Origin of the sequence: Acinetobacter kyonggiensis, assembly GCF_900107285.1 — a bacterium.
GTDB classification, from domain to species: Bacteria; Pseudomonadota; Gammaproteobacteria; order Pseudomonadales; family Moraxellaceae; genus Acinetobacter; species Acinetobacter kyonggiensis.
Genome location: NZ_FNPK01000039.1, coordinates 1 through 16124, shown reverse-complemented (window position 1 = coordinate 16124; position 16124 = coordinate 1). Strand labels below are relative to the sequence as shown.

Below are 16124 nucleotides of genomic sequence, written 5' to 3'. Positions count from 1 at the left end.
CATCAGTGTGAGACTTAGCGTAATTATGATCGCAGATAAGCAGTCACAGCTCCGCAGTAATCATTGTAATAAGTATAAACATTATGGTAATTATCTAAGCAGAAACACTGGTGTCTTTATTGAGATTTATTTGAATATAGCTATGGGTTGGTGCGCGAAAAATCATAAATCGGAAGCATAAGTTCCTTGGTCAATAAAGTTCCTACTGGCCTAAAAGTTCGATTTCATCAGTATCAGTGGCAAGATATTTGTAATCAAATTGATGCAATACTCAACAGGCAACTTCCTTATCGCAATATATAACCATAGGGTCACAAGTGCTGAGGGGGTCTTGGCTGCTTATATTGGCCAATTGAAAATGAGAACATAGTTTTTTTGCATTTTCTAATTTAGAACTCAGAGTAGGAGAGGTAAGAATTTTAAGTGAGAGCCCGAAAATATGAAAAGGTTCTTCATCTGAGTTATTAATACTCAGACAATCCCGCTCTCTGTAATAATTGCACACTTTAGGTTTATACTTTTAAGACAGTCGTATTTCCAGCTGAGCTAATATCGTAAGCTTTTCAGACCAATTGAATTCGTCGTGGCTGATTGCAAAATAGCACTTTAAGTGGGGGATAAGAGGTAATCGGCATAACCTATACCCTCTAGAATTGATTTATTGGTAGATGTTAGCCACGCAACTATGAATCTCCATACAGCTAAGCATTGGAAAATTGAAGGGATTCCGTAGAAATTTCTTCCTGCATATCTATTAATTCACGTATTTCTTCATGGTTACTCCGTCAAACAACCCATATCGCTGGTTAGTTTTGAGCGATGAATCCAATATATGCGAATACTTTAGTAAGCATCCGCTGAACCCCATGCCTATTTTTTAATTCGGTTTAGGTTTCCAGCGGTGTGGCAGTAATTCTTCAATCTGGGGCACTTTATGGGTCGGCAACCTTTTCAGCACATCACTTAAATAGGCATACGGATCCAGCCCATTCAGTTTTGCTGACTGGATTAAAGTCATGATATTGGCCGCTCGCTGACCACTACGCAGCGAACCTGCAAATAGCCAATTCTTGCGTCCTAAGGCCCAAGGCCGCATCTGGTTTTCCACCCAGTTATTGCAAATCGGTAGATTGCCATCATCCAGATAGCGGCTTAAAGCTGGCCAGCGCTTCAGACTGTAATTGATTGCCTTGGCGGTGGCTGAACTTGATGGCACCGTCAGATGATGTTGGTTGAGCCATTCATATAGTTGTTGCATGACCGGTTGACTATGTTGTTGCCGGTATTCGCAGCGTTGTTCCGGCGCTGTACCATCCGTCTTTTTCCTGAGTTCTGCTTCTATCGCATACAGTTTCTGAATCAGCACTAATGCCTGTTCAGCGATCTGACTTTTCCCGGTCACATGCAGTTCATGGAATTTACGACGTGCATGTGCCATGCAGCCCACTTCAATGATCTGACCAGATTTAAAGCGTGCTTTATAACCACTGTAATCATCACAGACCAAATGACCCTGCCAGCCTTTCAGGAACTCTTCAGCATGCTGACCTGAGCGGCTATCCTGAAAGTCATAGATCACCGCCTGAACCGGATTATCCTGGGTGGTGGCATAGGCCCAGACATAACCTTTCTTCGGTTTTTTCTCATCATCACCCATCTGCATGATGGTGACCGGGGTTTCATCTGCATGGATCACACGCTGCTGCAGCACCACCTGTTTTAAGGCATTGGCTAGAGGCTCCAGTTCCACACCACAGCGACCAATCCAGTCAGATAATGTCGATCTGGACAGATCAATTCCCGCACGTAGAAAAATCTGGCGCTGACGATACAGCGGTAAATGATCGGCATATTTGGACACCAGCACATGACTCAGCAATTCTGCACTGGCAATGCCTTTATCAATCACATAAGCAGGCATCGCTTGCTGAGTCAGGGTGTCACACTGATCACAGACCCATTTGCCACGCACATGCTGTTCCTTGTAGAACTGTGCCGGTCTGAAATTCAGTTTTTCACTGATATCTTCGCCGATACGACGTAACTGGCAGCCACAGGCACATTCTGTCGATGCAGGTTCATGCTCAATACGGAGGGTTGGCAGGTGATCAGGTAGTGGTCGACGTTTAGGTTTATTTACTATGGCTTTCTGCGCGGGTGCATCGGTTTTAGCTGCATTTAATCGTTCTAATTCCAGATCAACAGCGGCAATATCTTCTTCGACTGCTTCATCCCAGAGATGGATTTGTTTGGCCGTTAAGTGTTCATTCTTTTGGGCGAACTTGTGCCGTTTAAACAGTGCAAGCTCATGCTCGTATTTTTGCGTGAGAATGGAAAGATGTTGAACTTTGGCATCCAATTGCTGGTTTGATTTTTCTAATTCTTGATTTGATTGTGCCAGAGACTGATGCTGCATTGCCAACTGCTGGGTAAATTCCAGCAGTTGTTCATGGGTCAGTTGGCTTAAATCGGGCAGCATTTTCATGACCGAAGTATGCCTGAGGTCATGACGCAGAGGAAATAGAACGTTTGGAGAATAGTAGAATGGACCAGCCTAGTTTAGAGCATCGTCACCACCTGCTGTCGTCCAATGCGCTGCCAAGGTAAACCCTGGATCAGTGCCTGTAACTGTTCCGGACTGATCGCCATGCTTTCACCCTGGTGAACCTGCGCCCAGTGGAATTTTCCCTGTTCCAACCGCCGGGCACACAGCCAGATGCCCAGTCCATCATGTACCAGCACTTTCATGCGATGGCCACGTTTATTACAGAACAGGTAAGCACAATGCGGTTTAATGTAGCCAAAGGCTCTCACCACCTGAGCCATGACAGTATCCATCCCTGCTCGCATATCCAGAGGTTGGGTAGAAAGCCAGATTTCATCAATGCGGATCATGTTGCCAGTGCCTTGAGTAATTCTGCTAAAGCAGATATTTCTGATACTTGCCATTTCAAGCCAATTTCTGCTTTTGAGTGGGGTAAAGTAATTTGAACCGTTAACATGTCAGTAGGAGTAGGATCTAATGGTGCAGAGCAAGATAAGGCAATAAATGCAGGTTTATTCGGTAGTGGTGAGCGATCATTCCTTGGCTTACCATCAATTAAGCGAATCCATTTGGATACAAGATTTGTATTCAATCCATGTTGCAAAGCGACCGAAGCAATTGAAACGTCCGGTGCTTTACAAGCCTGAACGATCTGCTGTTTAAATTCAGCACTGTATGTTCTTCGTTTTTTCGCAAGAGATGCGATGGATGTCTGGTGATTCGTAGTCATAAATTTTAGTCCCCACTTGTTTTTAAGTGGGGACTAAATTAAGGCTTATAGGATGAATTCATAAGGTGTGTTCAGCGGACGCTTACATACTTTATTTAAAATTTCATCTTGTTGGAATGCTATTTCTTGAGCATTTAGGAGTGTTGGTGAGGTAGGTTTCGATTTTGAATGTGCATTAAAAAGAACTACCCCTGAAAGCTCTATTAATACAAGTATTGCAATCTCGATTATTGCGAGCTTCGCCTTCTTGCTAAGACGTCGTTTCGTAAAATTGTCTTGATGTTGAGCGGGATTTTGGTTTTGCGTATAATTTATTTGAATCGCTTTGCAAAAATTGTTTGCCAAGTAGAGATAATGTTTACCCTTAAATCTTGTACAAACATACACAATCCTTAGTTTTCCCCAGAGAATTTTGCTCAATTAAATATGATAATGCTGCAAAAAAGATTTCTTTTATGTTGGTATGATTATGATGTCTCATAAAAATTTTGCGACTTAAAGTGATCTCACCAAGAGAATTGATTTCTAAGCATTAAAAACCAGTAAATTGTAAAGTAATCTCTGTAAACCTAGCATGATTTTCTAGTAATACTAAGCCTGCCCCCCCCTGTAAGTCAAAAGGGATCTGGAAACTATGAAGATGTAAAGCGAATTTTTCACATCTTGGATTTTGGCGAGCATGGATGGTTTTGGGGGGAGGGGGTTCATATAATGCCGCCCTTATTTACTTTCTGTGCAAAACATTAGCCCAATGACTGGGTGTTCGCTGAGCCCTTGAATATGCGTAACCTTTCCATTTGTATTGTTTAAAAGCAGGCTAAATGAAATAGTGGGTTGCTGACCCGGAAGAGCCTTGCTATGGTCAGCATTAAGAATTGCGGGTTTGCGTCAATATCCTTAATGTTCTGCGTAGTGGGTTGGATGGAGAGAAAGCCTCATTAGGTTTGCTGAAACCTTCTGCAAGCAATTGGGGGTGTGGAGTTTATTTTACCTCACGCTACTGTTGGTAGTCATTTAATGGTATATCCGCCTTCAATATACGGGTCTAATTTATCAAAAGTATTGTGACACCAAACGCAGTTGGGATAGTAAAGTATAAAAAGGTAGCTTGATGTAAGCCTGTTCCTTCTATGCCCCCTTTTAGGCTATCTACCAATTTAAAAGCATCAAGAATATCACTTTGATTCCATTGGATATTCTTGTACCCATTGGTGTATTTATGGTAGCTCCTGGCTTGAGACCAAGCACTAAATTTTTTAAATCTGTCGATGCATATGTTAATGAGTCAAGTGCATGTTGATTTGAATTCAGCTTCTTTGTTTTTAATTCGTATATCGAACCTTTAATGAATTTATTTTGTCTGGCGTATGATAAATAACAATTATTTTGCCATTTTTCTCTAACAACAAGCAAACATTCCTTCCTTTTGGGTATTTTGGATTTCTTTTATATTACCATTTTGGAAATCTATCCTTTGGTTCGCTGGAAGGGGTGGAGACTTGTGTGAAGTTTGCTGATGCTACAAGTGTTGTAAATATAAGCAGTTTGATAATTTTTGCTTTCATGGTTTTTTCCAATTTAAAGGTCGTCGAGGTTATTTTATCGAATGTCAAAAAGTCAGAATGCGGCAGGTGAGAATTAAAAAATAATAGGTTGTGCGTATTTGATTTGTGTTTGTGTTTCTTCACCAATTATTACAATTCTAATAAATATAATTATTATTTTAATGATTGCAATTGTAAGAATTGCAATCATTGTAATAATTATTATAATTTAAATAAAAAAATATATATAAAACAGAAATTTAAATCAATAGATTACAAATAAAATTTGAATTAAAAATTCCAAATTTGTGGCTAAATTTGATTTAATCATAAAATAAATATTGCAACTTTTAGGTAAAAATGCAAATATTTCGTTGGTAATAAATCATTTGATTATTAAACGGAGATCGAGATGGATTCGCTTGAATTGGACGCTAATATTGCGGCAGGTTATGAAACCAGTGTGTATGATTTAAAAATGCATATGGGCGAAACATTTATTCCTAACTTCATTAAAGAATTTGGCGTAGAAGAACTAAAAAATAAAATTGCATCTGTTAGTAAGAAATCAATTGAGGAACATGGGCGAACTCCTATTATTTCCTTTTGCTCAGAGAAAGGCGGTAGTGGGAAGACCACGAGCTGTTTATGTGTCATGCAGTTGATTGCCAATTTAGGCTTCCGTGTATTGTTACTAGATGTTGACCCAACCAAAGGTTCGTCTGCTGTTGTTCAAGCTCGAAGAGTATTAATCAATGCTGAAATAGAAAATGCTGACCAGCAAGGCGTTGATGTGCAAAATGTCTTGGATTTCAAGAGGGCATCAGAGCCAGTGATTGATTGCTTGGAAGTTTCCCCCTCCGTTTTTAATGCCACGTTAGTTCAAGGGATTGCCGAAAAGCAAGAATTTGACTTGATAGTAATTGACACGGCAGGTTTGAAAATTGATGCATCTGCAAACTTTGATATTAGACAACTTGGTGTATCAGGTAAGCCACATATAACAACTGCATATACAAGCAATTTAGTTATTGTTCCAACTGGTACATCAAATCTTGATTTAAATAAAATGATTGCTTATGCACAACCATTAATGGTTTTTTTAGGCTCATTGAAATACATGGGGAAAAGTATCGTTTCAACCCAATATCGTATCTTAGCAAATCGTGTAGAAAAGAGTGGTTCAGGCCTTAAAGAACTAGAAGATGCTAAAGATGAAGTGCAGTTCCGTTGGTTTGATAACAGTGTTCGTCGCTCAGAGAAAATTGCAGCCAATACAAGTACTAAGCAAATAACAACTTTATATACAACAAAAGTTGCTAAACAACTTTCAGAAGCATTTATTGAGATTGTTGGTCAAATTTATGACGATATTGAATTGAGTCTGGAGAGCTAAAATGGTTGCAATTAAAGGTTCAAAAAAAACTCCTGCGCAAAGTACTAGATTAACAGGATACGGTGCTGTTGCTACAGCTACTCTTAATAACGAAGTTAAAGGTTATCAGGATAAAATAGAGGAAACTAGGCCTGCTGATGCACATAGTGATGCAAAAAAAAACGTTGCTGAACTTATGATGAAACTTGCTGATTCAAAAGCTGGAGAAGAGAATTTACAAGTTACAGAAAACAACAATGAGATAAAAGGGGATACCCGAAACGAAGTGATTGCGACAAGTGCTACAACCAATGACGAATCTGTTGCTAAGTTGAAAAATAATGTAGAAAAAACGGATGCAATTGCTGTTCTAAATGAAAATGGTGGTGTTGATTTTCTAGCTCAGTTCCAAGTAAAACATAAGCAACGTGAAGATTTTGGGAAAATTGCATTTGCTGCTCCGCGTGATATATCAATGGAAGTAAATATCAAAGCAAAGCGGGATAATTTAACGATGTTTGAATTACATAATTTGCTATATGCTTACTACGCAGAAAATGGGCTACCACCTGCATTACTTAAACGTTATCGAAAGGCATTTAAGAAATAGTAATTCTTTAGCTTCATAAGCCAAACTTTTATATCTAAAAAATAGCACGATATTTAGTCTCTTTTTATCGTGCTATTTTTTGTGTTTGTCTTCCATTACTTTCACAAAGTTTTGTTGGGGAAACAAAATTGTGGTCAATCTACAGTCGACTTCTACGAGCTTGCTGTAGTTTTAGATCAAGTGCTTTTGTATTTAAGATATGGGGCCTATCACGGTCTTTGCGGTTGTTAAGGTTTTATTAATTGCTATTTTGGTTAAGCGATATATTCTCTGACTGTTTAGGATTTGAAGCTTCATATGCTCAAAAACTTGGTAAGTTCGCTCAAGATCAAGTAAACCATTTGGATTTTGAACACTTCACTGAAGGAATTACAGGCCAATACCCTTTAGCTGAAAACATTTAAAGTAAAGCACTTATTAGCACTACTTGGTAGACTTATGATGCTCGTTTAAAGGAAGGCCAGTTAGAAATGCAATCCTTGCACATAATCAATACCGACATCATTCTTACAAATGTAAATACTGGAACGGAAATCTTCGGTGCTAGGTTAAGTAAATTTCGAGAGGAGATATTGGCAGCTGGATGTTCAAGCGGTATCGAAGAAATAGACCAAAGACTTGGGCATTTATTGTAATTACATTATACATTCAATATATGGACTGCTTTTATTCTAGAGTAGAAAGGTACGAGCGTCCGAATCATTTATTAATCAGCTGACCAAAATCCAAAACATTTGCATAGGTATAAAGTTAAGAGTGGAAAAAAACACAGAAACAATTAATAAGAGTGGACAAGTATGAGCGTCTACATCACCTATTGATCATGTTGTAAGATTTCAGAGTATTGAAGCTGAATATAAAGTTAAGAGTGGAAAAAAACACAGAAACAATTAATAAGAGTGGACAAGTATGAGCGTTTTTAAAAATCAATGACTTATGATTATTTTTGTCTAATATTTAACAAAAATTTTCGATTTAAGTGGAAAAAATAGTAACAATTAATAAGAGTGGACAAGTATGAGCGTCTACATCACCTATTGATCATGTTGTAAGATTTCAGAGTATTGAAGCTGAATATAAAGTTAAGAGTGGAAAAAAACACAGAAACAATTAATAAGAGTGGACAAGTATGAGCGTTTTTAAAAATCAATGACTTATGATTATTTTTGTCTAATATTTAACAAAAATTTTCGATTTAAGTGGAAAAAATAGTAACAATTAATAAGAGTGGACAAGTATGAGCGTTTTTAAAAATCAATGACTTATGATTATTTTTGTCTAATATTTAACAAAAATTTTCGATTTAAGTGGAAAAAATAGTAACAATTAATAAGAGTGGACAAGTATGAGCGTCTTTATAAATCAAAGGCTTAATTGAAACAAACCATGAAAATGATCGTTAATTCATCTATATATAAGAGCACAATAATAATTTTAAGTTCCTATTTAGATCTATTTTATGTTCAATAATATTATTTTATAAATCAATCACATATAGCAATTTATTTCCTCTGTTATGTAAATATAAGTTCCATAAGTAGAAAAAAACATAGTAAATATCAATAAGAGTGGACAAGTATGAGTGTCTTTATAATTCATGGAGTTAAGTGGATTTTTGCCTGAATTTACTAGATTGAAGTTAACTTTATGTAAATTAATAAAGATTGACTTTGGTTCCAGTAAGATAATTTTTATCTAAATATTTGATTAATTTAATATTATAGTTAAAATATAGTTTTATCTATCACATACAATCAATCTTTTTAAAGTATCTTTATACATTCTGCTTACAATTCTATCTTTTGATAAGATGCTTAATTATGAGGTCTAATGAATTTATTTGTATGAAATTTTAAATTTGTAAGATTTAATTGATTTGAAATTATGGTCCTGTAATAACAAGTTAATAACTCTATTGATCTGTTATCTCTTTAGTTAAGACTGATTTACTTTTAATGTATCTTTATGAAATATATATATAATATCTTATGTATTTTTTTTAAAAGTAGAATTAATTACAGAAAAAATGGGGTATAAGTGGAATTAATCACAGAAAAGGGTGGAATTAATTACAGTAATGAGTAGAAAAAATTACAGAAAAGGGTGGAATTAATTACAGTATAAATTTTGTTATCCACAGCATATCCACAGCATATCAACAATATTATCCACATCACGTTGATATGGTTTAGTATAATTGGTGTCTAAACTTAAAATTGGCGTGATTTTAGATTAAATTGAGTATTTTTTAACAGTCATGACTTATGTTTTGGGCCTTAATTCAGATTAATGCTCGTGATTTAGTCAAAAAATACATTTTTTATTAAAACATAGTGGATAATTTTAAATTTAAAAATTATATTCGTATTGGGTCGGTGGAAAAGTTTAGAATGTTTTCCACTGTGAAAATAAGTAAAGTACACGTTAGCTACGCAGCGTAGTATCTCGGCAGTAGAATATGGCAGATAAGGAAGTACAAGTCGCTGAATCAAGGCTTGATTTAGCGGTAAATAGAGATCCTTTGCGAAAGTATACATTAGAGTTGCATGATCTTGAGAGGGTCGCAATTGTTGTAAAAAACAATACTATTTTAGGTATGGAAGAGTTTGGCGAGGATGGACTGGCATTAAATGGGTTAGATGTTCAGGTTTTATCAACTGCCCTATTAGCAGCGCATATTCTTAAAGAGCGTGGAGATGTCTTTACAGCTAATACTGTATTTTCAATCCCTATTGCAAACTTCTGCCAAATTTGGCGAATGCCTTCAGACAGCAAAGCTCGACGCAACGGGAACATCTACCGTGATTTGTTTAATTCAGTGTCTAGATTAAATCAAAGGTATTTTAGATACCCAGATGTATCACGCACGCGTCTGGTAGAGTCAGGCTATTTTGCTTACATTCAATACAATAAGTCTGTTATTGAATTTGGTTTCCCAGCGCCTATTATTGATTACTTGATGAAGCGGAATGACTTTACTTGGTATTTCTTAGAGAACGTTTTAAAGATCCAAGATAGTGGTAATGCTAGTGCTTTAAAATCTTACGCAATTGTACTTTTTGAAAATCTACACAAGATGAAAAATTTTCAAAATAACAAGAATGAAAACGGTGAAACTGAAGTTGTATTTGAAACTAGTAAGCTTAAGAAGTTGTTTGGTATAGATGATGATAGTTACTCCAGACACATTGATTTTAGAAAGAAAGTATTAGATAGATGTGCTTTATTACTGGAGGAAAAGGCTGGCTTAAGCTGTCAGATTGATAATGTTTTTAAAGGTAAGAATGTTACTGGTTATAAGTTTAGAGTCAAATTTAGTAACCGAGATTTAGATTTTAGTGCTGCTGTATCCAAACAAAAAATTGATAAGCCTATCATGTCGCTAGCTCAGCGTAAAAATTTCGCGTTATTGCTATCTCAGCACACGACATTTGCATCTATCTACAAAAATAACGGTGAGGAGGATAGAGCTTTTATTACACGTCTTGTTAAGTTGCTAATGAATAATGACCGTGTGGCTGACTTTGGGGATTATTTAGCAGCTGTAGGATTCTCGAGTCGTAAGCTTGATGCCTTCCTTGTTGAGAGGCATGCGAAAAGATCAGCTGATAATGAGCATGATCTTCAAGGCCTTCTTGATTTTGTTGATGGTGCTGGGGATGATATTGTGAATCCAGAATTTAAAGATAATCTTGTAAAGAAAGTTTTAGAAGTTCGTAAAGCGAGAAATATTGAGAAGAAGCCCTCTAAATCAAAAATTTCAGTGACACCGGGTGTTGTTGTTGAAGGACAATCAGTTGAGATTGATTTAGAGGCTAATGAGGAGGACACGCTGCCATTTTGACACACTCTAACTAGAAGTTGGGTGTACAGTTTTTAGCATTCCGAATTAATATGCAGCGTTCTTATCAATATTTAGAGAAGAGAGTGGCTACATAAGTTCCGAGCTATTTTGTAAAACTCAGAAAACTCCTCACTACAAAAAATAGATATTGGGAGTTAAATACGATTTCTAATTCATCGCTATCGTATATACCATCAATATATTCAACAGCCTCATCTTGGCTGCTAAGTCTCTGGATTTCAACAACAGTCTTTTTAGGAATGATTGCTTGGATCTACGCTTGATTATTGGTATTTGCCTAGGTCTCACAAAATGCTAATCGATGTACATTAGTTGTCATAGCCCTAACTATATTTTGGTCAACCTCAAGTAAGGTTCTAGTGGGATAAAAACGAACACCTTGCACAGCCATGCAGAAGGCTGTTTTTTCAAAGGGCCTTTTAAACTCAGCTGAAGATGTTTTTATACGGATATTTTTGGTGATTTCGCTTTCACAGGCTCTCCCGTATTAAAGCGGGTAATTAGCTGTGGGAGTTGTGTCTAAAACAAATTTAATTTGCTTGCTTTTAACGATGCATCTTGCGTTATCTTTGACCTTCAGATCGATAAATGATTGATGCTGTAATGCCTTGCAAATATCGAAGAATTTACGAGCAGGAATGGTAGCTTCACCGGGCTGTATGTATCCCCCTTATTAAGCTCTAGTTGAGTGATAAGCTCGACTTCTAAATCTAGACAAGTATGAGAGAGTTTTGTGTAGTTGAAATTTTACTTTTTTCAATATGCTTTTTAATGAGAAATTAGAGTAAAAATTTTATTTTACAAATTTATTTAGTGATAAAAAAAACGATCATAAAGATCAAATATAGAATATAAAGATTAAAAATGTGATCATAAAATAGAAAATACTTCATTAAGTCTCGTGTTCTATCTATAGGTAATCTTATAGTTAAAAAATTAAACTTAATGATGGTATTATTTGTATTATGATCAATAAAGTGATCATAATAATAAATATATTGGGGTAGTTGTAATGCTAATTTTAAATATTTTTAATGATCAAATAAATAAACCTAAATACGAAAAAACATAAATAATGATCAAAAAATCAATCATAATAATGTAAGTAATGAAATGTGATAGAATGGTTTGAACAAAGCGGGCAGAAAGAGGCGTTTTTGAGATGAAATTTAGCACCCTAAACACACCAAGGGCAATGGCTGTAGAGTTGGGAAGTCGCTTAAGAGTGGCGCGTTTGAATCGAAACTTAACGCAGGAGCAGGTAGGTAATTCGGCAGGTATCTCGCGATATATTGTAAAAGAATTAGAACACGGTAAAGGCAAAGTTGAAGACCTTATGGCTACCTTGATTGCATTAAGTTTAACGGATCAATTGGAAAATCTACTTCCCACTCAAAAAGTTTCGCCTATAGAAATATTTAAGATGAAGGGGCATGAGCGCACAAGAGCGTCAGGGAATAAGGATGAGAACGTTGTAAGTGTTGCTACAAAAGAGGATTTAGGATGGTAGCTAATATTGATGCAATTAAAATTGTGTACAAGGATCAGGATGTAGGTGCTCTAAGCTTTGACATTAATAATGGGGTAGGCACATTTATGTATGCATCTGATTTTGTAGATACCGGAATTGAATTAGCGCCACTCATGATGCCCTTGCGGAAAGATTATGCTTATACCTTTTACGGGCTAAACCCAGATACATTTAAAGGCTTGCCAGGTATGTTGGCCGATTCATTACCTGATGACTTTGGTAATCGAATCCTCAATGCTTGGCTGGCAAGAAAAGGGCGCTCACATGACTCCATTACCCCATTGGAGCGACTGCGTTATACAGGTAAACGCGGTATGGGAGCACTTGAATTTATCCCTGCTGAGGCGCGTGGTGAACTCAATGCCAATGAGTCTGTTCAAATTGATGAACTCGTAAGTATCGCTCAAGAGGTGCTTGCATCTAGGGATGATTTTGGGGCTGAACTGAAGGGGAATGGCTTGGATGATAGAGATGCCATGCTTTCCCTGTTGTCGGTAGGTACGAGTGCGGGTGGAGCGCGGCCAAAAGCTGTATTGGCCTTTAATTCTGACTTTACTAAGGTGCGTTCAGGCCAAGCCAATGTACCCAAAGGTTATACACATTATCTTGTTAAATTTGATGGAGTAACTGAGCGGAATCAAACGAGAGAAACTTTCGGGGACCCGCTTGGTTATGGTGCGATGGAGTATGTTTACTACCAAATGGCTGTTAAGTGTGGTATTGAAATGATGCCTTGTCATCTTTTACCCGAGGGAGGTCGACAGCATTTTATCACCCAACGCTTTGATCGTATTGGCAACGAAAAGCTGCATGTGCAGACCTTAAATGGTATAGCGCACGTTGATTTTAAAAAACCGGGTTCATTCTCATATGAAGAATTATTCATGGTTTTGCGTGCTTTAAAAATGACAGCTGTTGAAGCTGATCAGTTATTAAGACGCATGATTTTTAATATTGTTGCGCGAAACCAAGATGATCATGCTAAAAACTTTGCGTTCATTTTGAAAGACCGCCAATGGGTTTTGGCACCAGCTTATGATATTGCGTACAGTTACCAAGAAGGCAATTTTTGGATAGATTCTCATTGGATGAGTTTGAATGGCCAAAGAAAGAATTTTAAACTGGAAGACATTCTATCTGTTCAGACATTAGGCCGTAATTTCACCCCAAAGCACATACAAAAAGTTTTGCAAGATACGATCGATGTAGTGTCCAACTGGCGTAAACTCGCTATCGCTGCCAAAGTACCAGACTTTCTAATTGATAGGGTGGAAGGTAATTTAAGATTAGAATTTAAATAGAAAAAAGGCGATTAAATCAAATTTGATCGCCTTTTTTATTTCCCTTGGAATTCGCTTTTTATTGTTCTGACTACTTTTTCATGCTTGTCTTGTAATTCTGTTAAGGCCTTGTGAAGCTCCCTAATTTCCATGTTCATTTTTTTTGAAAGGTGCAAACTTATCTAAGCTTTTCAACACAGTGATAATTGAGATTTTTCTGATAGTTCTGGTATTGTCCTCACAAATAAAGGCCATGAGGCTTTATGTAATTCAGCTGCAGATTAAATCACGAAACACAGGTTCAGTGTTACAGGGCAGTTTATAGTTTCTTATCTAAAATTTGTATGTGGTTGAATTTTGCAGAGACATATCTTAAAAATTGGCAACAGGTGGAATGCGTTGGGGAAACATATGCCTTGGCGGGGGGCCTTTCAACCAAGTACATTCCTAAGGGAAATTGTAAAATTATACTTCAATAATATAATGAAGCAAACGTCAGACTTTAAGGATGTTTTTTGGGCTCATTTATCTACCAAGTTTGTCGAATGGCGGGAATACCTATAATCAATAAAAACCTTCACTGAAGATCCATCCTTTTTCAATATTAGTTACAGTAAAATTTCGCTGTAAGAAAGCAATATGAGGAAGGGGGACAGCTCCCCCCCCGTTTCAAAAATAGTACTGGCGGGGCAGCGTGACACGACACTATTCATTGAGAATAGGCGGAAGTGGGATATTAGTCTAGATGAAAACACTACACCCTGTAGCGTCCATTTATGGTGACAGAAAACTCGCAATAGCCAATTTAGCTTCTAACGTAATTGCATGTATTGATGTGTATGATTACATTCTTATAAACGATGGTGTTTTCAAAGAGTTCGTATCAACAAATTAATATGACCAACTTGTATATTTGGTTATGCGTGAACTAGCCCATGCAGGTGACACGGCGACCGTAGTTCATGGAGTGAGCTTCTCTAAAGCTTTGCACTACCACTTTGTGAAATTTTATTGGGATATAGGGGGGCTGGAGTCGAAGATCAGGCAGAAGGCTCAGGATAAAAAGAATTTTAAAGACAAGGCTGCATTCGATAAATTCTGTTCAAGTAAAAACAATATATTGTTTTTAATGAAAAAAATCAAAATATATGCTAATTCATATTAAAAATGCGCCACGTTAAAAGTGAGTAACTAAGGTGGCGTGACTTTGGAATGTAAAAAGAAGATGATGTAATAAATTCAGGTTTATTTAGACATTTAGCTGAACTAAATATTTTTTCTTAATTATAAAAGTGCTTGTGGCTTAGTTAATGTTGCTTTTCTACAAGCTTACATTTTGTGTATTGGATTACATGGGGGTGATATGAATTACTAGGTTTCAGTTACTAGTACTAATTTTTCAACATTTTTTGTTAAATATAGTATTGAAATATAATAATAAAATGGAAAATAGAAAATTCTCCGATATGGTGGATTGCTAATGGTTGTTAAATTGTGTCTGAAGCAAATATACATCAAACCTCAGGAGCAAAACCATGTCTTCATTAACTCCAATCGCTGTAAAACTTATGCTCGAAGATGATAAATCATCAACCCCTGACAGTAAGGTTATCCCAATGAAAACGGCTAAAAACCAAGCTCAACCACGCTTCCGTGATACTTTAAGGGATCGTGCAGATCAGTTTACAACGCCTGCATCCCGCGCTGGGCAAACCGTTACTCGAGTAGCTAAATTATTGGATGCTGGCGTAACACCTAAAACAATAGCCTCACAATTGACAGATAATAGTTCAAATGGTTATCAGTATACAGAGGACCAGGTGAGGGGTATCCAACAGAGGTGGTCCCACATGTTTGAACAACTAAAAGCTTATTTATAAGTGATACTCTGCTCTAGTTAAGCTACCTTATTTTGTTGTGGTAGCTGGTCATAGTAAAACTCATCTGGAGTCATTTTGTCCAGACTCGAATGAGGTCGTTTCAAATTATAAAATTCAAAATATGCACTCAATTGCTTTTTCGCATCGGTGACACTGCTATAAGCTTTGAGATACACCTCTTCATATTTAACGCTTCTCCATAACCGTTCAACCATCACATTATCAATCCATCGACCTTTACCATCCATACTGATTTGAATGCCATTTGATTTCAATACATCAATAAATGCATCACTGGTGAACTGACTGCCCTGGTCTGTATTAAATATTTCAGGTGATCCATATTTTTCAATCGCTTCATTTAAAGCCGAAATACAAAAATCCACCTCCATACTAATCGATACCCTATGCGCAAGTACCTTGCGGCTATGCCAATCAATCACAGCACATAAATAAACAAAGCCTTTTGCCATAGGGATATACGTTATATCCGTACACCACACTTGATTACTGCGCTGAATAGCCAATCCTTTGAGCAGATATGGATATTTACGGTGAGCTTGATTGGCCTGACTTAGATTTGGTTTACGATATAACGCATTAATGCCCATTTTCTTCATTAAAGTACGTGTATGACGTCGTCCTATATGATGTCCTTGACGATTCAATAAATCACGCATCATACGGCTACCTGCAAAAGGGTATTGCATATGTAACTCATCCATACAGCGCATCAGCTTCAGATCTGATTCACTCACAGGTTT

General features: G+C 36.9%; 14 protein-coding genes. 8 read left to right on the top strand and 6 right to left on the bottom strand.

Annotated features, from left to right (window positions below; translation table 11 throughout):
• The coding region (locus BLV99_RS18350; protein WP_213030966.1) for a hypothetical protein at positions 1–181 on the top strand (181 nt) is incomplete at its 5' end.
• Positions 182–877: 696 nt separating this feature from the next.
• Here BLV99_RS18350 and tnpC read toward each other — a convergent pair.
• The 3 genes from tnpC to tnpA all read right to left on the bottom strand — a co-directional run bounded on the left by tnpC (position 878) and on the right by tnpA (position 3275).
• The gene (tnpC, locus tag BLV99_RS16860) at positions 878–2485 is read right to left on the bottom strand and encodes an IS66 family transposase (RefSeq protein WP_092692773.1); all 1608 of its coding nucleotides are present in this window, start codon (positions 2483–2485) and stop codon (positions 878–880) included.
• Positions 2486–2559: 74 nt separating this feature from the next.
• A complete protein-coding gene (gene tnpB, locus BLV99_RS16855) occupies positions 2560–2895 on the bottom strand; it encodes an IS66 family insertion sequence element accessory protein TnpB (protein WP_067728626.1) in 336 nt (111 codons plus the stop codon).
• On the bottom strand, positions 2892–3275 hold the full coding sequence (gene tnpA, locus BLV99_RS16850; RefSeq protein ID WP_058952467.1) for an IS66-like element accessory protein TnpA: 384 nt from the start codon (positions 3273–3275) through the stop codon (positions 2892–2894). Before tnpA ends, tnpB begins: the two co-directional genes overlap by 4 nt.
• 1956 nt (positions 3276–5231) lie before the next feature.
• On the opposite strand from tnpA, the gene BLV99_RS16835 reads away from it, so the two are divergent.
• From BLV99_RS16835 to BLV99_RS16825, 3 genes are all read left to right on the top strand, one after another.
• Entirely contained in the window at positions 5232–6215 is a 984-nt protein-coding gene (locus BLV99_RS16835; RefSeq protein WP_092692761.1) for a ParA family protein, read from the top strand.
• A 1-nt stretch (position 6216) separates the two neighbouring features.
• On the top strand, positions 6217–6804 hold the full coding sequence (locus BLV99_RS16830) for a hypothetical protein (protein WP_092692758.1): 588 nt from the start codon (positions 6217–6219) through the stop codon (positions 6802–6804).
• Positions 6805–9262: 2458 nt separating this feature from the next.
• Positions 9263–10648 carry a replication initiation protein gene (locus BLV99_RS16825; RefSeq protein ID WP_092692755.1) on the top strand — a complete coding sequence of 462 codons (1386 nt, stop codon included), beginning with the start codon at positions 9263–9265 and terminating at the stop codon, positions 10646–10648.
• 298 nt (positions 10649–10946) lie between these two features.
• Here the strand turns inward: BLV99_RS16825 and BLV99_RS18795 are convergent, their stop codons facing one another.
• Positions 10947–11114, bottom strand: coding sequence for a DNA polymerase III subunit beta family protein (locus tag BLV99_RS18795; RefSeq protein WP_425283566.1), 168 nt, complete (start codon positions 11112–11114; stop codon positions 10947–10949).
• Between the two features lie 42 nt (positions 11115–11156).
• Positions 11157–11330 (bottom strand): hypothetical protein, encoded by a 174-nt coding sequence (locus tag BLV99_RS18790; RefSeq protein ID WP_092692776.1) that lies wholly within the window; start codon positions 11328–11330, stop codon positions 11157–11159.
• Positions 11331–11831: 501 nt separating this feature from the next.
• Between BLV99_RS18790 and BLV99_RS16810 the strand changes: the two genes are divergently transcribed.
• From BLV99_RS16810 to BLV99_RS16795, 4 genes are all read left to right on the top strand, one after another.
• Positions 11832–12179 (top strand): helix-turn-helix transcriptional regulator, encoded by a 348-nt coding sequence (locus BLV99_RS16810; protein ID WP_092692749.1) that lies wholly within the window; start codon positions 11832–11834, stop codon positions 12177–12179.
• Complete coding sequence (locus tag BLV99_RS16805) at positions 12173–13501, top strand: type II toxin-antitoxin system HipA family toxin (protein ID WP_092692747.1); 1329 nt, start codon at positions 12173–12175, stop codon at positions 13499–13501. The genes BLV99_RS16810 and BLV99_RS16805 overlap by 7 nt, the downstream gene beginning before the upstream one ends.
• 898 nt (positions 13502–14399) lie before the next feature.
• Positions 14400–14645: a hypothetical protein gene (locus BLV99_RS16800; RefSeq protein ID WP_092692745.1), complete on the top strand. Its 246-nt coding sequence runs from the start codon at positions 14400–14402 to the stop codon at positions 14643–14645.
• A 370-nt stretch (positions 14646–15015) separates the two neighbouring features.
• On the top strand, positions 15016–15360 hold the full coding sequence (locus tag BLV99_RS16795) for a hypothetical protein (protein WP_092692742.1): 345 nt from the start codon (positions 15016–15018) through the stop codon (positions 15358–15360).
• Positions 15361–15377: 17 nt separating this feature from the next.
• Here the strand turns inward: BLV99_RS16795 and BLV99_RS16790 are convergent.
• Positions 15378–16124: IS3 family transposase (locus BLV99_RS16790; RefSeq protein ID WP_092692740.1), on the bottom strand; the 747-nt coding region annotated here is incomplete at its 5' end.